The sequence below is a fragment of the Microbacterium sp. genome, assembly GCF_036823965.1.
In the GTDB taxonomy this organism is placed as follows: Bacteria; Actinomycetota; Actinomycetes; order Actinomycetales; family Microbacteriaceae; genus Microbacterium.
Map to the genome: position 1 here is coordinate 187,969 of NZ_DAITBE010000001.1, position 19,660 is coordinate 207,628.

Here is a 19,660-nt window from a genome sequence, read left to right on the forward strand (position 1 = left end):
GTGACGCAAGCGAATCGCTTGCCGAGACTCCCAGTCGGAATGTGGCACGATATGGGGGTGAAAGGCATAATTCTCGCTGGCGGCTCCGGAACTCGACTGCACCCGATCACGATCGGCATCTCCAAGCAGCTCATCCCGGTGTACGACAAGCCGATGGTCTACTACCCGCTGTCGACCCTGATGCTGGCAGGCATCCGCGACATCCTCATCATCACGACGCCGCATGATGCAGAGCAGTTCGAGCGGCTTCTCGGCGACGGCTCGCAGTTCGGCGTCAACCTGACGTTCGCGCAGCAGGCGTCTCCCGATGGGCTGGCGCAGGCCTTCGTGATCGGCGCCGACTTCATCGGCGACGACAAGGTGGCGCTCGTCCTCGGAGACAACCTCCTCTACGGGCCTGGACTCGGCACGCAGCTGAAGCGGTACACGGACGTCGAGGGCGGCGCGGTGTTCGCCTACTGGGTCGCCGAGCCGAACGCCTACGGCGTCGTCGAGTTCGATGCGGACGGTCGTGCGGTCTCCCTCGAGGAGAAGCCCACGCAGCCCAAGAGCAACTACGCGGTGCCTGGCCTCTATTTCTACGACAACGACGTCGTCGAGATCGCCCGCTCGCTCGAGCCCAGCGCGCGGGGCGAGTACGAGATCACCGATGTCAATCGCGCCTACCTCGAGCGCGGCGCGCTCCAGGTCGAGGTCCTGCCACGCGGTACCGCCTGGCTCGACACCGGCACGTTCGACCAGATGTCGGATGCCGGCGACTACGTGCGGACGATGGAGCGCCGCACCGGTCTTCGCATCGGTGTTCCCGAGGAAGTCGCCTGGCGTCAGGGATTCCTCACCGACGATGAGCTCCGCGCCCGTGCGGAGAAGCTCGTGAAGTCGGGATACGGCACCTACCTGCTCGAGACCCTGGAAAGAGGTCGTTGATGTCGAACATCCTCGTCACCGGCGGCGCCGGATTCATCGGATCCAACTTCGTGCACTACGTGGTCGGCAACACGGACCACACCGTGACCGTGCTGGACGCGCTCACCTACGCGGGCAACCGCGCATCCCTGGCCGGCCTTCCGGAGGACCGGGTACGGTTCGTGCACGGCGACATCACGGACGCGGAGCTGGTGGATCGGCTCACAGCCGACGCTGACGCCGTCGTCCATTACGCGGCCGAGTCGCACAACGACAACTCGCTGCACAGCCCTCGCCCGTTCCTCGACACGAACATCATCGGCACGTACACGCTGCTCGAAGCGGCGCGTCGTCACGAGACGCGGTTCCACCACATCTCCACCGACGAGGTGTACGGAGACCTCGAGCTCGACGATCCCGAGCGGTTCACCGAGCAGACGCCGTACAACCCCTCGTCGCCGTACTCGTCGACCAAGGCGGGCAGCGACCTGCTGGTGCGTGCGTGGGTGCGCTCCTTCGGCGTGCAGGCCACGATCTCGAACTGCTCCAACAACTACGGGCCGTACCAGCACGTCGAGAAGTTCATTCCCCGACAGATCACCAATGTGATCCGCGGCATCCGTCCCAAGCTGTACGGGGCGGGGGAGAACGTGCGCGACTGGATCCATGCGAACGACCACTCGTCTGCCGTGCTGACGATTCTGGAGAAGGGGCGGATCGGCGACACGTACCTCATCGGCGCCGACGGCGAACGCAACAACAAGGACGTCGTCGAGCTGATCCTCGAGGAGATGGGGCAGCCGCGCGACGCGTACGACCACGTCACCGATCGAGCCGGCCACGACCTGCGCTACGCGATCGACTCGACCAAGCTCCGCACCGAGCTCGGCTGGACCCCGGAGTACGCGGACTTCGAGTCCGGACTCGCGGCGACGATCCAGTGGTACCGCGACAACGAGGAATGGTGGGCGCCGTCGAAGGACTCCACCGAAGCGTTCTACGCGACGAAGGGACAGTAAGCGTCGTGAGCGACATCGAGTTCGGCAAGGCGCTCGTGCAGGCGGACACGGCGATCCCAGGTCTGGTGATCTTCGACCTGCCGGTGCACGGCGACTCCCGCGGGTGGTTCAAGGAGAACTGGCAGCGCGAGAAGATGACGGCGCTCGGTCTGCCCGACTTCGGGCCGGTCCAGAACAACGTCTCCTTCAACGACGCCATCGGCACCACCCGCGGCATCCACGCCGAGCCGTGGGACAAGTGGGTCTCGGTCGCGACGGGGCGGATCTTCGGCGCCTGGGTCGACCTGCGCGAGGGCCCGACCTTCGGTGCGGTCTTCACCGCTGAACTCGATCCATCCAAGGCGATCTTCGTGCCGCGCGGCGTCGGCAACTCCTACCAGACGCTCGAGGCGGATACCGCGTACACGTATCTGGTGAACGACCACTGGTCGCCTGACGCCTCCTACTCGTTCCTCAACCTCGCCGACGAGACCGCCGCGATCGAGTGGCCGATCCCGCTCGCGGATGCCGAGGTGTCGGCGAAGGACCTCGCTCACCCTCGCCTCGCAGATGTCTCGCCCATCGCGCCTCGTCGCACGCTCGTGATCGGAGCCGGCGGTCAGCTCGGCACTGCACTCCGCGAGGAGTTCGACGGCACGGCGAACATCGAGTGGACCACGCGGGCTGAATTCGACCTCGGCGGGGGAGACCTGGCCGATGCCCGTCGCTGGCGCGAGTACGACACGATCATCAATGCCGCGGCCTACACCGCGGTCGACCGCGCGGAGACGCCGGAGGGGCGTCGCGACGCCTGGGCGATCAATGCGGCGGGCCCCGCTGCGCTCGCACGTATCGCGGCCGAGAACGGGATCACCCTCGTCCACGTCTCGAGCGACTACGTGTTCGACGGTTCCGCCGACCGCGCGTACCTCGAAGATGACGCGATCTGCCCGCTCGGCGTCTACGGGCAGTCGAAGGCAGCCGGCGACATCGCCGTCGCGACGGCGCCGCTGCACTACATCGTCCGCACGTCATGGGTGATCGGCGCCGGGAACAACTTCGTGCGCACGATGGCGGCCCTCGCCGCCAAGGGCGTCGATCCGAGCGTCGTCGACGACCAGCGTGGACGCCTCACCTTCGCCTCGCAGATCGCCGCTCTGATCCGGCATCTGCTCGTGACTCGCCCGACGCCTGGCGTGTACAACCTGTCTTCGTCCGGTGACAGTGTCACGTGGGCGGACATCGCCCGACGCGTCTACGAGCTGTCAGGCCACGACTCGTCTCGTGTCACGGGTGTGTCGACGGAGCAGTACTTCGCTTCGGCCTCCGGTCCGATCGCACCGCGCCCGCGCAACAGCGAGCTCGACCTGACCCGCGTGCTCGAGATCGGGTTCGTCCCTCGGTCCGGTGACGACCTGCTCCAGGAGTATCTCGGTTCGTGAGCACAGCGCTGCACACGGCGGAGCCCGCCGCCGCCCCCCGTGCGCGCGTCTTCCGGACTGACATCCAGGCGCTGCGGGCCATCGCCATCGGCCTCGTCGTCCTGAACCATCTCTGGCCCGTGCGGGTGACCGGCGGGTACGTCGGAGTCGATGTCTTCTTCGTCATCTCCGGCTTCCTCATCACGGGTCATCTGGTCGGCGAGATGTCCCGCACGGGGGGCGTCCGCCTCGGCGCGTTCTACGCTCGCCGCATCCGCCGGCTGCTCCCGGCGGCATTCCTGGTGCTGGTGGCATCGCTGGCGCTGCTGATCGCCTTCCTGCCGTATCCGCGCTGGGGCCGCAACGCCTGGGAGATCGCAGCGAGCGCCGGCTACGTCGAGAACTGGTTCCTGGCAGCGATGTCTGTCAACTACTCGGCGCTCAATGACGCGGCGAGTCTCGTCCAGCACTACTGGTCGCTGTCGGTCGAGGAGCAGTTCTACATCGTGTGGCCGCTGCTGCTGCTTGCGGCCGTGGCGCTCTCGCATCGGACCGGCCGCGATACCACCCGGCGTGATCGACGTGCGCGTGTCTCCAACGCGCTCATCGCCGTCGTCGCGACGGTCGGACTGCTGTCGCTGGCCGCGAGCATCATCTACACGATCGTCGCGCCGCCGCAGGCGTACTTCGCGACGTTCACTCGCGGGTGGGAATTCGCCGTCGGCGGTGCCGTGGCACTGCTCGGCACCCGTGTCCGGATCTCGCGAACCGGGGCCAACGTCGTGAGCCTCCTCGGATTCGGGCTCATCGGCTTCTCCGCGATGGCCTACGACCATACGACGGCGTTCCCGGGATACACGGCACTGGTGCCGGTCGTCGGTACGGCGGCCGTCATCGTCGCCGGCACCGCGCATGCGACGCTCTGGCACGCGAAGGTGACGGCGCTGCGTCCGGTCCAATGGCTTGGCGGCATCTCCTACTCGCTCTACCTCTGGCATTGGCCGCTCATCGTCGCCGCCCCGTTCGTGATCGGAGGGGAGGCCACGACGCTGTCCAAGGTCGGCGTGATGGCGCTGGCGCTCGTGCTGGCCGCTCTGACGAAGCGCTTCATCGAGGACAAGGGACAGACCTGGGCGTACTGGCGGCACTCCACGCGCCGAGCCCTGGTACTCATGCTGGCTGGCATGCTCGTCATCGCAACCCTCGTCGCAGGCGTGCTCGCCTGGTATCAGACGCGAGTGGATGCGGATGCGCCGCCCACCGAGGTTGTCGCGTCCTCGTGTGAAGGCCCGCTGGCCCTTGCTCCCGGCGCGCACTGTCCTGCACCGTTCGGGCCGGCGGACTACTCGGTGATGACCTCCGAGAACGAGTACTTCTACACGCCTCCGGAGTGCGGCGACTTCCTGCCGATCCTGTCGTACGGAGACAAGCGCACGACCCTGGAGTGCGACTTCTCCAAGGGTGCGAAGGATCCGACTCAGGTCTGGCTCATCGGAGACTCCCATGCCCAGCAGTGGCAGGGGCCCGTCTTCGACATGGCGAGAGAGCACGGCTGGATCGTCACGACGAGCTTCTACGGTGGCTGCCCGGTCGCGGATGTCGACTTCATCGGGTTCCGCAGCCCGTGGGGAGCAGCCGACGTGGATCGGTGCCGCGAATGGTCGCACGATCTGGCGACGGAGGTCGACGATCGCAAGCCTGATCTGGTGATCACGGCGATGGCGTCGCGGCTCCAGCTGGTGGACGACGGCAGCGACCGTCCGCAGGTCGATCAGATGGCGCAAGGGCTCGTGGACTACTGGAAGCGCTGGAGCGATGACGGCATCAAGGTGCTGGCCCTCGCGGACCCGCCGTTCAACGGCGAGGTGCGCAGTCCGGATTGCGTGCTCCTGAACGCGGAGAACCCGCTGCCGTGCGCGCGGCCCCGCGCTGAGGCTCACCCGGTGGATCCGGTCGTCGTCGCCGGGGCGGAGATCGGCACGCCGTCCGTGGATGTGCTCGATCTCACGGATCGGTTCTGCGACGCGGAGTCCTGCTACGCGGTCATCGGCGGAGTGCCCGTGTACTACGACGTGGACCATCTGAATCTCGAATACGCGCGGCTGCTGGGACCGGAGATCGAGACTGCGATCGACGGGTTGCTCGACGGATCGGGTTAGGCTGAGGTCGGCTACGGTCTACCCGAACAGACTGCGGCGCCCCCCACCCGCCGGTACGCCACCTATCGCATGAATTTGTCGCAACTGCCACGGCTGCGCCGCAGCGCGCCCGCAACCGCCGATGTCTCCGGATACCGTGCGGATATCGATGGACTCCGGGCGCTCGCGATCCTCCTCGTCGTGGTCTACCACGTCTGGTTGGGGCGAGTCTCCGGTGGTGTCGACGTCTTCCTGATGGTGTCGGCGTTCTTCTTGACCTCGTCGTTCGTCCGCCGTGCGCAGGGCGAGCGGGGTCTGCAGCTCGGCGCGTTCTGGCTCCGCAGATTCAGACGGCTGCTTCCAGCGGCAGCCGTCACGATCGTCGGGGTGCTCGCGGTCGTGCTGCTGACCTATCCGCAGACGGAGTGGCCACGAGTGTGGAGAGAGGCCTGGTCGAGTCTCTTCTACGTCGAGAACTGGACGCTCGCGTTCTCCGAAGTCGACTACTACGCTCGCGCATCCGCGACACCGAGCCCGTTCCAGCACTTCTGGTCGCTGTCGGTCCAGGGGCAGGTGTTCCTCCTGTGGCCGCTGCTGATCGGCGCTGTCTGGCTCGTGCTCCGCAGGCGACGTCACCTGCTCGTCCCGGCACTGTTCGCTGTGTTCGGGGCGGTGTTCGTCATCTCGCTCGGGTTCTCGGTCATCGAGACGGCGCGGGAGCAGTCGTTCGCCTACTTCGACACTCGAACCCGGCTGTGGGAGTTCGCGGCCGGTTCTCTCATCGCGCTGGCCCTTCCGTATCTCCGCGTACCCGCCTGGAGCGCAGCCGTTCTCGGCTGGGTCGGCGTCGTCGGCATCGTCCTCTGCGGCATCGTGATCGACGTGCAGGGAGGCTTCCCCGGGTATCTGGCGCTCTGGCCGGTGGTGTGCACTGCGCTGGTGATCATCGCTGGACGCGATCGCGCACCGGGCGGTCCCACCGTCTTCCTCTCCTCCAGGCCGCTCCGGTTCGTCTCCCGTGACGCGTACGCGCTCTACCTCGTGCACTGGCCGGTGCTCATCACCTGGATGGTGTTGAGCGGTCGGTCCGAGCCGGGGCTGCTGGCCGGGCTCGGCATCGTACTGGTGTCCTTCGTCCTCGCCCGCCTGCTGTCGTCGTTCGTGGAGCGACCGATCCGCGAAGCGCGCGTCCTCGACACCTCGCACCGACGTGGCGGTGCGGTGCTGATCGCCGCCGTGCTCGTGGTCGTCGTGCCGCTCGTGGCCTGGCAGGTCACCGTCGATCGGCGCACTGCCGCGCTGCAAGCCAGCGACACAGGGGGATACCCCGGAGCTGCGCAGATCGACACCCCGATCGACCTCGCAGGTGTCGAACTGCCGCTGATGCCGCTGGCGACGGCGCTGGACGATGAATGGGTCGATCTCGGCAGCTCATGCACTGGCGCGCTCGCACCTGCGGACCGCGCGCTCGAGGGGAGCTGTTCGCAGACGGCGCTCGCCTCGGATCCCAGCATCCGTCGGGTGCTCGTGATGGGCGATTCGCACGCGCAGCAGCTGATGTCGCCGCTCAGGGCGTTCGTCGAGGATGAAGATGAGGACTGGGGCTTGATCGCGCTCCTCAAGGGCGGCTGTTCGATCGCGATCGGGGCGCCTTCCTGGTCGACGTCCGGATCGTCATGCGATGAATGGCGAGCCGCGGCCATCGACTATGCGCTCCGGCTGCAGCCGGATGCGGTCTATCTCGTCGTGACCCGCGCGAGTCCGACGTCGCCGGAGGTGCTCCTCGAAGGCATCGAGGATGTCGCCGCCGCCTTCACGGATCGCGGCATCGAGGTCATCGCGGTCCGCGACAATCCGCGTTTCGAGTTCGACATGTACGAGTGCGTGCTCGACGAGGAAGCCTCCTGCGAGGTCGCTGATGTCGGACTCGCCGATGACGCGGCGCTCGCGGCCTTCGCCGAGCGGGACGGCGTGCTGGCAGTCGACTTCCGTCCGTGGCTGTGTCCGGAGGGCATCTGCACCGGGGTCATCGGGAACATCGCCGTCTACATCGATGACAACCATCTCTCGGACATGTACGGTCGGACGCTCGCGCCGATGCTCCAGGCGATGATCGACGACGCAGGGGCGCTGACTTCCGGCTCCCGCTGACAGGGTTCGCGGAGGCTGCCCCGGTAGAGTTGAGCCCGTATGCCGTGCGCTTCACCGCGCGCATCCGGAGCCTCATCGGGCAGAAAGCAGCAATATGGATCTCCTCGTCGTCGGATCGGGCTTCTTCGGTCTCACCATCGCAGAACGGGCCGCCAACGCCGGCCGCAAGGTCACGGTCATCGATCGCAGGCACCACATCGGCGGCAACGCGTACAGCGAGGCCGAGGCTGAGACCGGCATCGAGGTGCACCGCTACGGCGCGCATCTGTTCCACACGTCGAACGCCACGGTGTGGGAGTACGTCAACCGCTTCACGAGCTTCACGAACTATGTCCACCGCGTGTACACGACGCACAAGGGCACGGTCTTCCCGATGCCGGTGAACCTCGGGACGATCAACCAGTTCTTCCAGTCGGCGTACACGCCGGACCAGGCCCGCGCGCTCGTGAAGGAGCAGGCGGGGGAGTTCGACGTGAAGACCGCTGCCAACTTCGAGGAGAAGGGCATCGCGCTCGTCGGGCGCCCCCTGTTCGAGGCGTTCTTCCGTGACTACACCGCGAAGCAGTGGCAGACGGATCCGCACAAGCTCTCCGGCGACATCATCAGCCGCCTGCCCGTGCGCTACACCTACGACAACCGCTACTTCAACGACACCTGGGAGGGTCTGCCCACCGACGGGTACACCGCTTGGATCGAGCGGATGGCCGATCACCCCAACATCGAGGTGAAGCTGAACGTCGACTTCTTCGACGAGTCGCAGCCACTCAACAAGCGCGCGACCGTCGGCCAGGTGCCGATCGTCTACACCGGCCCTGTCGACCGCTACTTCGACTACGCAGAGGGTGCGCTCAGCTGGCGGACGCTCGACTTCGAGCAGGAGGTCCTCAACGTCGGCGACTTCCAGGGCACGACGGTCATGAACTATCCGGACATGGACGTGCCGTACACGCGCATCCACGAGTTCAAGCACTTCCACCCTGAGCGCAAGGACATCTTCGCCCAGGACAAGACTGTCATCATGCGCGAGTTCTCGCGGTTCGCCGAGCGCGAGGACGAGCCGTACTACCCGGTGAACACGCCGAGCGACCGCGATGGACTGCTGGCGTATCGCGAGCTGACCAAGGGCGAGACGGACGTGCACTTCGGTGGACGCCTGGGCACGTACCAGTACCTCGACATGCACATGGCCATCGGCTCGGCGCTGTCGATGTGGAACAACGAGCTCGCCTAGACTCGGCACTGTGAGTCACGCTGCTGTCGGGGCGCCCGGAACGCCGCGGCGATACCTTCATTCGCTGTGGCTGCTGTCGGCCCGCGACCTGAAGGTCCGCTACGCGACGAGCATGCTGGGCTACGTCTGGTCCGTGCTCGATCCGCTGGTGATGAGCCTGATCTACTGGTTCGTCTTCACGCAGGTGTTCCACCGCGATGTGGGCGAGGAGCCGTACATCGTGTTCCTCATCAGCGCGCTGCTGCCGTGGGTCTGGTTCAACTCGTCCGTCAGCGACTTCACCCGCGCGTTCAAGAAGGACGCGAGGCTCGTGCGGTCGACGGCGATCCCGCGGTCGATCTGGGTGAACCGCATCGTGCTGAGCAAGGGGATCGAGTACCTCTTCTCCCTGCCGGTGCTCGTGCTGTTCATCGTGATCAGCCTGCTCGTGGAAACTGATCCGAGCAAGACGGTGCAGGTCGGGTGGGGCCTGCTCTGGATGCCGGTCGCGATGCTGCTCCAGACGATCCTGCTCGTCGGCCTCGGACTGCTCGTCGCGCCGCTGTGCGTCATGTACGTCGACCTCGAACGCACGACCGCTCTGGTCCTGCGAGCGATGTTCTATGCGACTCCCATCATCTACAACGTGACGGACCTGCCAGGCATCGCGCAGACGCTGGGCGCCTTCAACCCGCTCGCCGGGATCTTCATGCTCTATCGGATGGCGTTCTTCCCCGACCAGTGGAATCTGTTCACGCTGGTGATCAGTGTCGTGATGAGCCTGGCGATCCTCGCGCTCGGGATGTGGACCTTCCGCCGGCTCGAACGCCCAGTGCTGAAGGAGCTGTGATGACGGCTGCGATCGAAGTCCAGGGGCTCGGTGTCCATTTCCGGCGGAACAGACGTGGCAACCGCACCTTCAAAGACCTGTTCGCCGGCGCGTCCAGACGTTCACGACCGGGCGAGTTCTGGGCTCTCCGCGACGTGTCGTTCACCGTGCAGCCAGGCGAGTCGATCGGCGTCGTGGGTCGCAACGGCCAGGGGAAGTCCACATTGCTCCGCCTGGTCGCCAAGGTGCTGCTGCCGGATGCGGGCACGGTCGAGGTCAACGGCGGCGTCGCCCCGCTCATCGAGATCACGGGCGGTTTCGTGGGTGACCTGACGGTGCGCGAGAACGTGCGACTCACCGCCGGGCTGCATGGCATGTCGCGCGACGAGGTCTCGCGTCGCTATGACGGCATCATCGCCTTCGCCGAGCTCGACGGGTTCGAGGAGACGCCGTACAAGCATCTGTCCAACGGCATGAAGGTCCGTCTCGCGTTCGCGGTGGTGTCGCAGCTCGACGAGCCGATCCTGCTCGTCGACGAGGTGCTCGCCGTCGGTGACAAGGCGTTCAGGGAGAAGTGCTACAAGCGCATCGACGAGCTGCTCGCCGAGGGCCGCACGCTCTTCTTCGTCAGTCACAACGAGCGCGACCTCCGTCGCTTCTGCACGCGGGGGCTGTACCTCGACAAGGGTGCTCTCGTGCTCGATGCGCCGATCGCCGAGGTGCTGGATCGGTACAACGCGGACTCTTCGGTCTGACGCGTGGCGGGCGCCGACCTGTGGCGTCCGAGATCTCCCGGCTCGCGCTCCGCTGTCCTCCGGATCGCGACGACCGACTTCAGAGCCCTGCGATGCGCGTGAGCTCTTGCACCGCGGACTGCGCCGCGTCGATGGGAGCAACGGTCGATGACCCGTTCGAGACGGCCGCGCGAAGCTCGGTCAGTCGCTTCGAGTACGCGGAGACGCCGTCGTTCCATTCGGACGCGATCGATGACGGCGCGATTGCTTCAGCCAGTCGCTGAGCATCTTGCTGGAGCGTGTCGATGATGCCGAGCGCTTCGCTGCCGCTGGTCTCCGAGACGATGTCGAGACCGGTCGGCGCTGACGTCACCCAGACCTCGACCTGAGCGCGGAACTGATCGATACTCGGATCAGCGGCAGGCGGCTGCGTCTCGACCGGCGCAGTCGGCTCCGGTTCGACCGTGGCGGGCGATGAGGGGGTCGCCGAGGCCGATGGAGACGGCGAGGGTGATGCCGTCTCACTCGCCCCTGGATCAGGGGTTCCGCCCCGCGGCAGCAGGAAGAACAGCAGCGCGCCGACGATGACGAGGGCGAGCACGGAGAGGCCGACGATCAGCCAGATGCGGCCGCGATTGTTCGGCTTCGGAGGAATCGGCGCCCAACGGACGTCGGGCTGCTGCTCGCTCATGTCTCATGCCTCCAGAGGTGCCATCGGCTGCCAGGAACGATCGCGGCCGAGTCGACCGCCTTCCTTCAGCCCGCGGAAGAGGTTGCTGGTGCCGCGCACGGTCCGCTCCACGAACACCAGGCGGATGAGCTCCTTGGCGAACGTCATGGCTGTGCCGAGTCCGAACAGCACGGGGTTGTACACGTCGTGCACGCGGTAGTACTGCTTGATGTACGCGCGGTTGCGCATGATGTAGAAGCGGTAGGCATTGCTCGAGGCGTTCATGTGGCGGATGCCCATGTCCCACTGCTTGATCTCGCGGGTGCGACGCAGCACGAACTCGTCGACGATCACTGCGGTGGTGCGTCGGGACGCGAGCCAGCCGTACATCTGGTCATCCCAGTAGATGAAGAAGCGGGGGTCCGGCAGGCCGATCTGCGAGACGATCGACCGGTGGATGAACATGCCCTCGAAGCATCCGCTGTTCATCTCCTTGTATCCGGAGGCATCGAACCCGGACGGCGCGAAGGGGATCGGGATGCCCATCCGTTCGGCGATCCGGTACTGCCAGTAGAACTCGCTGCCGTCGTAGTCGAAGCGGCGTCCCTGGATGCTCTTGAAGCGAGGCGTCCACTTGCCCATCTTGGCGAGGCCGTCCGGCAGCACCTCGACGTCGTCGTCCATCATCCAGATCCACTCGGAGCCGAGTTCGTAGGCGGTGCGCATGCCCTCGCTGAAGCCGCCGGAGCCGCCGGTGTTCGTCTCGAGGCGGCGATAGACGATCTCCGTGCCGACGCGCTCCCGGAACGACTCCACCACGTCGGTGGTGTCGTCGACCGATGCGTTGTCGATCACGACGATGCGACCCGGCTTCGGATCCATCGCCGCGATGCTCGTGAGCAGCCCGGTCAGGAGGTGGGAGCGGTTGAACGTGACGATCACGATCGTCGCCGTGCTCGGGTCGAATGCAGCGGGTGCCGCGGTCATGCCTTCTCCTCGAAGATCTGCTGCCAGGACTGGGGGGAAACGAGCTCTGGAAGGGCGTCGCGGTACTGCTGCTGCAGCTCGGGCCAGCGTCGACGCAGCTCGGCGTGCAGTCTCACCGTATCGCGCAGCATCCGTCGGTACTTGGCTCGGTCACGCGTGTAGACATTCTTCCCCGACCCGTCTGCGGCACTCACGAGCGCGCTGTCGAAGGAACTGAGACGCCACCAGTGGGCATCGTCCTTGCCGAACTCGACCTCCGCCTGCGCCACGTTCTCCGGGGCGGGGCGATGCCGCCAGTGCGACACGAGCGTCGAGAGCGTGAGCCAGCGCAGCCGCAGTCCGCTCGGCGTATCGAGGTCCTTCTTCGACACCGGGGCGTAGACCTGTCGGCCTCTGCGGGAGTGGAGGGCCGCCACCGGATCGCGATGGACCACCGTCTCCGGGAACTCGGATGCCAGGGCCCGCGCCGCCGGCATCGCCGTCGCGAGGTTCCTGCGCATGTGATCGGGGCCGGAGAGCACATCGCGCAGCGCCTTGGCACGGAGGGCGACGGGGTAGTACTGCATCATCATCAGATGCTTGAGGTCGACTCGACGGCTGTGCACGAGCAGCCGCCCGCCGCGTGGTGCGTTCGAGTGCAGGAGTCCGGCGACGATGCGATTGCGGGCGTGGAAGTACGCCTGCCAGTCGATGGTGTCGTCCTTGTTGACCCAGGAGACGTGCCAGAGGGCCACGCCGGGCATCGAGACCGTCGGGAATCCCTGCTCACCGGCGCGGAGGCAGAACTCGGCGTCGTCCCATTTGATGAAGGCTGGCAGCGCCAGGCCGACCGTGCGGATCGCCTCGAGCGGGATCAGGCACATCCACCAGCCGTTGTAGTCGGCGTCCATCCGTGCGTGCAGCAGTGGGGACTGGCGGAGATTGGCGACGGCGAAGTCGTGCGGCATCTCGTCCATGTGCAGGTTGCGCCAGACGAACGGAGTCTCGTCGACGACCTCGGCCCAGCCGTGCAGCTTGGCGCGATCGAGCAGATCGAACATGTGCCCGCCGACCAGGACCGGCGTGGTCGCGAACTGTCCGAACACGATGGAGCGGCGCAGCGATTCCGGCTCGAGTCGCACGTCGTCGTCGAGCAGCTGGACGAAGTCGCTCTCCGGTCGCTGCAGGGACTCGTGCATCGCGCGGGAGAATCCACCTGAGCCACCGAGGTTCGCCTGCCGGATCACCTGGAGCGTCTCCCCGAGCTGGGCCGCGACCTCGTCGTAGCCGGCCTGTTCGCTGACCAGCTGGGTGCCCTGGTCGATCAGGAAGATCCGGTCGACGAACTCGAGCGCGTCCGGGGAGGAGGCGAGCGCCCGCAGTGTCTCGACGCAGTAGTCGGGCTTGTTGTACGTCGTGATGCCGAGCGAGGCCTTGCCGGTGCGCGCGGGCTCCTGGGCCGACGTCCACTCCGCACCCTCGAGGACGGCCTGCTCCTGATCGGCGACGATGTCGAACCAGATCCAGCCGCCGTCGCTGTACTGCGTGAGGTCCAGGTCGAACGACGACGACGTCTCGCCGGTGACCTCGCGGGTCGCGACGCGCTGCCGGATGCCCGAACCGTTCGAGCGGTACACGAGGATGGTCGCCGGTCCCGTCGTGCGCACGGTGAGCTGCACCTGGCGGACGCTGGTCCAGTGCTGCCAGTACGACGCGGCGAACGCGTTGAAGTAGGTGCCGAACGAGACGCGGCGACCGGCCACGATGCGTGCACGGTGGCGCCCGAGGACGTTGCCCAGGTGGGCGCGGTTCGACACTCTGACGGGCTCGTCCTCGATCACGGACCAGGTCTCGGGGTCGGCGTACAACGGGAGAAGATCAGGGTCGCGATCGAGCGGGAAGACGACGTGCTGAAGGACGTGGACCACGGGGAGATTCTCCGATGTTGTGCCACCGACCGCCTCGATTCGCGGGGCTCGGTGAACTCGACGAGCAGAGAGTAGCCTACCTTCCGTCACCTTCGGATCCGCGGAGGACGGACGTACCGGGTCGTCGCAGGCCGCCGCGATAGGATGACCGCGATGAAGGTATTGATCACCGGCGGCGCCGGCTACATCGGATCCACCGTCGCGACGGCGTGCATCGAGGCCGGGATCGAGACCGTGCTGATCGACGACCTCTCCACCGGTCGACGCGACTTCGGGGAAGGACGCGGGCTGTACGTCGGCGACATCGCCGACGGTGCGCTGCTCGACCGCGTGCTCACCGACCACCCCGACATCGACGCGGTGATCCATTGCGCCGCCCGGATCGTCGTCTCCGAGTCCGTCACCGATCCGCTCGGCTACTACGACACCAACGTCGGCAAGACGATCGTGCTCCTGCGTCGCCTGCGCGATGCGGGGATCGGTCGCATCGTGTTCAGTTCGTCTGCGGCGGTGTACTCCGCCGAGGGCGGTCAGGGCGTCGATGAGACCGGCGAGCTCGCGCCGTCGAGTCCCTATGCCACCACGAAGGCCATGGTCGAGCGGGTGCTGCAGGACTCCGCCGACGCGGGGGACTTCCGGGCCATCGCGCTCCGGTACTTCAACCCGATCGGGGCCGATCCCCGGCTTCGGACAGGGCTCCAGAACCCGCTCCCGACGCACGCGCTCGGCGTGATCATGCGCGCGAGCGCGAATGGCGAGGCATTCTCGATCACTGGCACCGACTGGGCGACACGCGACGGCTCGGGGCTCCGGGACTACATCCACGTGTGGGATCTCGCGCTCGCGCACGTCGCTGCGGTGCAGCGGTTCGACGAGGTCGCCACGGAGTCCGAGCCGTATCAGGTCATCAACATCGGCACCGGCGACGGTGTCACGGTGCGCGAACTCGCCGCCGCGTTCGAGCGGGTGAGCGGTGCGCAGCTGCGGATCGTCGAGGCGCCCCGCAGAGCAGGCGATCAGGCCGGCGCATATGCGATCGTCGACCGAGCGGCCGAGGTCCTCGGCTGGCGTGCAGAGCGATCGATCGAAGACGGCGTCAGGGATGCGCTCGCCTGGGCCGAGAAGCTGCGCTCGCTGGACTGAGCGGCGCTGTCGCCGAGCTGAGTTGACCGGTCGGGCTGAGCTGGACCGGGCTCAGGCCTCAGGTCGCAGGATCGGGATGACCCCCGTGTGCGCGGCGTCGATGCTCTCGCGCCAGGAACGGGACTGGCCGGCTCTGAGGGCGCACAGCACGAGCATGAACCAGCCGGCGTCGATGAGCGTGAAGCTCTCGAACATGGAATCCACCGCGAGCGTGACCAGCATGATCGGCGTCCAGGCGTAGACGACGGAGCGCCGCACGCTCGCGACCAGCCAGGACCGCACCAGGGCGATGCCGCCCAGCAGCAGGAACAGCACGAGTCCTGCGGCACCGAGCTGCAGGAGCACGTCGAAGAACGCGTTCAGTGCACTCTGATGACGATCGTCGAGCTGGAAGTTGATGTACGTGAACGGATACTCCCCGCGAGACCATGCCCCGAACCATCCCCAGCCCTGGATCGGTTTGAGGGCGACGAAGTCCAGGATCGTGTTCCAGAGGTCGCCGCGGAGGGAGAAGTCCGAACCGGCATCCAGCAGGGCGATGATCTGGTGCCGGAGCACGAAGGCGACGGCGAGCGCGAGCGTCACGAGCGCGCCGAGCACCCACTGCACCACGGTGCGGCGTTCGGCGGAGGCATGCCGCACGATCGTCAGCGCGACGGTGACGATGCCGACGGCGACGGCGAGGACGAGCACGGTCGGCGAGGCCGACAGGAATGCCAGGGATCCGGCGAGTGCGATGGACAGGATCGCGAGCGGCGAGTCCACCGACCTGGTGCGCCACTCGATCACGAAGGTGATCAGTGCGATCACGGCGATGAAGCCGAGCATGTTGCGACTGCCGAAGATGCCCTGGATCGGGCCGCCGTCGGCGATCAGGCCCTCCACGTGCAGCACCGCGAACGGCACATCGAGCAGGATTCCGGAGAGGATCTCCACACCGAGTGAGACGGCGAGCAGCACCCGCAGGGTGTCGCCGATCGCCCGGACGGTCTGCAGCGTGTCTCGGATGTGCCCGACGGTGATCGCGAGGAACGCGTAGCCGAACAGCGACGCCCAGCCGAAGAAGGTGTCACCGCGATCCGTGGTCCAGATCATGCTGACGAGCGCCCAGGCCAGGAAGGCCAGCAGGGACGACGGCGCGATCCTGAGCGGAGAGAGCTCCTCGCGGCGCACCCACAGGATCGCCGCACCGATGAGGCAGAGGACCGCGACGATCGCGGCGAGCGTCACCGCTGAGGTCAGCTGCTGGATCGCGAACGAGCCGAAGACGGCGGCGAGGCACGCGAGCGTGAACGCGCGGGCCATCTCGGCGGAGCCCAGGAGCCGGGCCATCCGTCGGACGGCCGTCACGGCACGCGCCGCTGTCGGTTGCCTCGCTCGAACACCAGGTCGCGCTCGCCGACGCCGACCAGCGGCACGGACTTCAGCTTGAAGGAGAGCAGGATCACGAGCAGCCAGCCCCACAGCATGATGGGCGTGGACTCCGAGAGGCCCTGCACGAGCAGGACCACCGTGAACAGGCTCGGGAGCAGCGTGAGCGGTGAGAACTGGCGAGAGGAGTTCAGGTCCCAGCGCGGACGGTCGACGGCGAAGAACCAGGAGCGCCAGAGCAGGCTGAGGTAGACGACCGCCATCAGGATGACGCCGACCCCGCCGAGCTGCAGGAACACGTCGAGCCACATGTTGTGCGCGTGGAAGACGGTGATCCCGTGGTCGACGATCCAGCGGTCGAAGGCCGGGTCCGTGGGGATCCAGGGACTGGAGAACCCGTTGCCGAACACCGGATGCTCCATCGCGCGCTCGGTGACCTTGGTCCAGATCTTCTCCGATCGACCGGTGAGATCGGCGCTCCTGCCGAGCAGGCCCAGCAGCGGCTCTCTGAGCAGCCAGACCGCGGCGACCGCGAGCACGGTGCCGCCGATCGCCACCGTGTAGATCCGGGTCCGTGCGCCGGGGGTGCGCGCCCTGCGCATCAGGAGCGCGACCAGGAGGACCACGGCGACAGCCGCTGCGCAGACCATCGCCGTGGCGGAAGCGGTGCGGAACAGGAAGTAGGCAGCGAGCAGCATCCACAATGCGAGCGTCGTGCGCCAGCGGGCGCGGGCGGCGAACAGGATGCCGAACGTGATGATCGCGAACAGGGAGATGATGGCGAGCAGGTTCGCATTGCCCACGATGCCCTGGACGCGGCCGCCGTCGAAGAGATTGTCGCGGACCCAGTACCACTGCGGATCGAGCTTCCCGTCCGGCAGTGTGGCGAAGTTCGGGAGCAGCGGACCGTGGATCACGAGCGAGACCCACAGCTCCAGTGCGAGCGACAGTCCGAGGATCCACTTGAACGCAGAGGAGAGCGCGCGCACGATCTCGTGCCAGGTGAGCACGTGGGCGATGAACAGCGCGTTCACGGTCACCGCTGCCAGCAGCACCCAGGTGAGGAGCGTGGGACCACGCCACTGCGACCAGGCGACCGAGATCAGGGCAAGCGTGGTGTAGCCGAGTGCCGTCCACGGCAGACGGCGCCAGCGGAAGGGCTGCGGCTGCCGGCGCGAGATCATCGGCACGCCGATCGCGAGGGTCGCCAGGGTGAACAGGATCATCGCGATTCCGGCGCCGGTCTGGCCGACGAGGTTGTAGACGGCCGTGTGCGCGAAGATCGCGATCAGGACGAGGATCACGTACCCGCGCAGCAGGAGATGCCCCGTCGACTCGCGCTCTGGCGCGGTGGGCGGGGCCGCGACCGGGTGTTTGGTGTGCTGAGCCATCGCGTTCAGGCTACCGCGCCGCGCCTCGCGCGTCGCTGAACATCTCCGCCCGGCTCTACGCTGGTGGCATGCTGCTGAGTCTCACGAACACACCCCGCGACTACGCCTGGGGTTCCACCTCGCTGCTGGCCGAGCTGGAGGGGCGTGCGCCGTCCGGAGCGCCGGAGGCCGAGGTCTGGTTCGGGGACCACCCGGGCGACCCGGCGGAGGTGCAGGGAGGCGGCACGCTCGATGAGGTCACCGGCGGGACGCTGCCGTACCTGCTGAAGCTGCTCGCTGCGGCGCAGCCGCTGTCGATCCAGGTGCATCCGACGATCGCGCAGGCGCAGGACGGATGGGCCCGCGAAGCCGCGAAGCCGGCGGATGACCCCACGCGCAACTACCGCGATGCGAACCACAAGCCCGAGCTCATCGTCGCGCTGAGCGAGCGCTTCCAGTCGCTGAGCGGGCTTCGTCCGATCCCGAGCACGCTCGACCTGCTCGAGTTGCTCGGCGACGGGCCCGCGATCGTCGAACTCCGCGCGCGCCTCGCCGGCGAGGGCGATGTGCTGCGCGACACGATCGGCTGGCTGCTCGGCGGCGAGGCGCAGAACGAGGTCGACGAGATCATCGATGCGGTGACCGACGCCGCTGCGCGTGCCGACACGGGGGAGTGGGCGCCGACGCTCGCCGCCGTCGCCGGTATCGCTCGCACGTACCCGGGCGACCCCGGCGTGGTCGTCGCACTGCTGATGAACCATGTGACGTTGCGCCGCGGCGAGGCGATCTTCCTCCGCGCCGGTCTCCTGCACGCGTATCTCGAGGGGCTCGGCGTCGAGATCATGGCGGCGAGTGACAACGTGCTGCGCGGCGGGCTCACGCCGAAGCGGATCGACGTGCCAGAGCTGCTCTCGATCCTCGACGCGACGCCGGGGGAGGTGCCGGTGCTGCGCGCTGTCGCCGATGAGGCGGTCACCGTCTATCCGGCGCCGGTCCCCGATTTCGCCCTGCGCCGCGTGACGCTCACCGGTGCGTCCGTCGACCTCGACGTCGAGGGCCCGGCGATGGTGCTCGTCACAGCAGGCACCGTCGACGTCGTCACCGCGGACGGCGAGTCGCGCTCGATCCCGGTCGGCGAGGCTGCGTTCGTGACGGTCGACGAGCGCACGGTGCGCCTCTCCGGCAGCGGCGAAGCGTTCGTCGCGACGCCGGGCGCCTGACCCGTCGCTCACCCTTCCGCACCCGCCGGGCGTGTCGATCTGCGGCGATAGGACGCGACACGCCGATGACGCGCATGAACCTTCAAGACATTCTTGAGGGTTTACGATCCGCGACTTGACCGGAGCGAATGACACGGGTGTAATTAGGGAAGCAAGAAGCCCACGGGGGGGCACTGACAGGGTTGGAGATCGAGATGACGGGATACCGTTCCGACGTACCGGAGAACTGGTTCGTCGATCCGATCAACCTCGGAGTGCCGGGGGTGCGGAAGCCGAGCGGCGACGACGACAATGCTCTCGCCTGGCAGAGCGACGCACTGTGCTCACAGACCGACCCCGAGGCGTTCTTCCCCGAGAAGGGCGGCTCGACTCGCGATGCCAAGCGCATCTGCACGACGTGCGACGTGCGTGGCGAATGCCTCGAGTACGCGCTCAACAACGATGAGCGTTTCGGCATCTGGGGCGGGCTCTCCGAGCGCGAGCGTCGGAAGCTCAAGCGCCGCGCGAGCTGATTGCGCCGTCCGTGCCGTGACGCGGCGGGTTCCGAGGGGAAACCCCGCGCAGCGCTTCGCGGGCGCGCCGGGGGCACTGCCCTCGCGAGCGGC

At 67.1% G+C, this 19,660-nt stretch carries 16 protein-coding genes; 11 read left to right on the forward strand and 5 right to left on the reverse strand.

Features of this window, described 5'->3' with window-relative positions:
- Positions 1–57 precede the first annotated feature (57 nt).
- From rfbA to V7Z82_RS00920, 8 genes are all read left to right on the forward strand, one after another.
- Positions 58–927 (forward strand): glucose-1-phosphate thymidylyltransferase RfbA, encoded by an 870-nt coding sequence (gene rfbA, locus V7Z82_RS00885; protein WP_334147016.1) that lies wholly within the window; start codon positions 58–60, stop codon positions 925–927.
- Positions 927–1,925, forward strand: coding sequence for a dTDP-glucose 4,6-dehydratase (gene rfbB / locus V7Z82_RS00890; protein ID WP_334147018.1), 999 nt, complete (start codon positions 927–929; stop codon positions 1,923–1,925). Before rfbA ends, rfbB begins: the two co-directional genes overlap by 1 nt.
- A gap of 5 nt (positions 1,926–1,930) precedes the next feature.
- Positions 1,931–3,346: a bifunctional dTDP-4-dehydrorhamnose 3,5-epimerase family protein/NAD(P)-dependent oxidoreductase gene (locus V7Z82_RS00895; protein ID WP_334147020.1), complete on the forward strand. Its 1,416-nt coding sequence runs from the start codon at positions 1,931–1,933 to the stop codon at positions 3,344–3,346.
- Positions 3,343–5,484 carry an acyltransferase family protein gene (locus tag V7Z82_RS00900; protein ID WP_334147022.1) on the forward strand — a complete coding sequence of 714 codons (2,142 nt, stop codon included), beginning with the start codon at positions 3,343–3,345 and terminating at the stop codon, positions 5,482–5,484. The genes V7Z82_RS00895 and V7Z82_RS00900 overlap by 4 nt, the downstream gene beginning before the upstream one ends.
- A gap of 69 nt (positions 5,485–5,553) precedes the next feature.
- Positions 5,554–7,614, forward strand: coding sequence for an acyltransferase family protein (locus V7Z82_RS00905; RefSeq protein WP_334147024.1), 2,061 nt, complete (start codon positions 5,554–5,556; stop codon positions 7,612–7,614).
- Positions 7,615–7,708: 94 nt separating this feature from the next.
- Positions 7,709–8,845, forward strand: a complete 1,137-nt coding sequence (glf, locus tag V7Z82_RS00910; RefSeq protein ID WP_334147026.1) for a UDP-galactopyranose mutase — start codon at positions 7,709–7,711, stop codon at positions 8,843–8,845.
- A 10-nt stretch (positions 8,846–8,855) separates the two neighbouring features.
- Positions 8,856–9,674 (forward strand): ABC transporter permease, encoded by an 819-nt coding sequence (locus V7Z82_RS00915; protein WP_334147028.1) that lies wholly within the window; start codon positions 8,856–8,858, stop codon positions 9,672–9,674.
- Positions 9,674–10,408: an ABC transporter ATP-binding protein gene (locus V7Z82_RS00920; RefSeq protein ID WP_334147032.1), complete on the forward strand. Its 735-nt coding sequence runs from the start codon at positions 9,674–9,676 to the stop codon at positions 10,406–10,408. The genes V7Z82_RS00915 and V7Z82_RS00920 overlap by 1 nt, the downstream gene beginning before the upstream one ends.
- A 79-nt stretch (positions 10,409–10,487) precedes the next feature.
- On the opposite strand, the gene V7Z82_RS00925 is transcribed toward V7Z82_RS00920, so the two are convergent.
- The 3 genes from V7Z82_RS00925 to V7Z82_RS00935 are packed head-to-tail and all read right to left on the reverse strand — an operon-like array spanning position 10,488 to position 13,951.
- On the reverse strand, positions 10,488–11,078 hold the full coding sequence (locus tag V7Z82_RS00925; RefSeq protein WP_334147034.1) for a hypothetical protein: 591 nt from the start codon (positions 11,076–11,078) through the stop codon (positions 10,488–10,490).
- Positions 11,079–11,081: 3 nt separating this feature from the next.
- On the reverse strand, positions 11,082–12,044 hold the full coding sequence (locus tag V7Z82_RS00930) for a glycosyltransferase (RefSeq protein ID WP_334147036.1): 963 nt from the start codon (positions 12,042–12,044) through the stop codon (positions 11,082–11,084).
- Positions 12,041–13,951: a glycosyltransferase gene (locus tag V7Z82_RS00935; protein ID WP_334147037.1), complete on the reverse strand. Its 1,911-nt coding sequence runs from the start codon at positions 13,949–13,951 to the stop codon at positions 12,041–12,043. Before V7Z82_RS00935 ends, V7Z82_RS00930 begins: the two co-directional genes overlap by 4 nt.
- Before the next feature lie 153 nt (positions 13,952–14,104).
- Between V7Z82_RS00935 and galE the strand changes: the two genes are divergently transcribed.
- The gene (galE, locus tag V7Z82_RS00940) at positions 14,105–15,094 is read left to right on the forward strand and encodes a UDP-glucose 4-epimerase GalE (RefSeq protein ID WP_334147038.1); all 990 of its coding nucleotides are present in this window, start codon (positions 14,105–14,107) and stop codon (positions 15,092–15,094) included.
- Between the two features lie 51 nt (positions 15,095–15,145).
- Here the strand turns inward: galE and V7Z82_RS00945 are convergent, their stop codons facing one another.
- Together V7Z82_RS00945 and V7Z82_RS00950 are read right to left on the reverse strand one after the other, a co-directional pair.
- The gene (locus V7Z82_RS00945) at positions 15,146–16,444 is read right to left on the reverse strand and encodes an O-antigen ligase family protein (RefSeq protein WP_334147039.1); all 1,299 of its coding nucleotides are present in this window, start codon (positions 16,442–16,444) and stop codon (positions 15,146–15,148) included.
- Positions 16,441–17,856: an O-antigen ligase family protein gene (locus V7Z82_RS00950; protein ID WP_334147040.1), complete on the reverse strand. Its 1,416-nt coding sequence runs from the start codon at positions 17,854–17,856 to the stop codon at positions 16,441–16,443. Before V7Z82_RS00950 ends, V7Z82_RS00945 begins: the two co-directional genes overlap by 4 nt.
- Positions 17,857–17,924: 68 nt before the next feature.
- On the opposite strand from V7Z82_RS00950, the gene manA reads away from it, so the two are divergent.
- Both manA and V7Z82_RS00960 read left to right on the forward strand, forming a co-directional pair.
- On the forward strand, positions 17,925–19,055 hold the full coding sequence (gene manA / locus V7Z82_RS00955) for a mannose-6-phosphate isomerase, class I (protein WP_334147041.1): 1,131 nt from the start codon (positions 17,925–17,927) through the stop codon (positions 19,053–19,055).
- Positions 19,056–19,249: 194 nt separating this feature from the next.
- Positions 19,250–19,567: a WhiB family transcriptional regulator gene (locus V7Z82_RS00960; protein WP_082071713.1), complete on the forward strand. Its 318-nt coding sequence runs from the start codon at positions 19,250–19,252 to the stop codon at positions 19,565–19,567.
- The last annotated feature ends 93 nt before the right edge of the window (positions 19,568–19,660 follow it).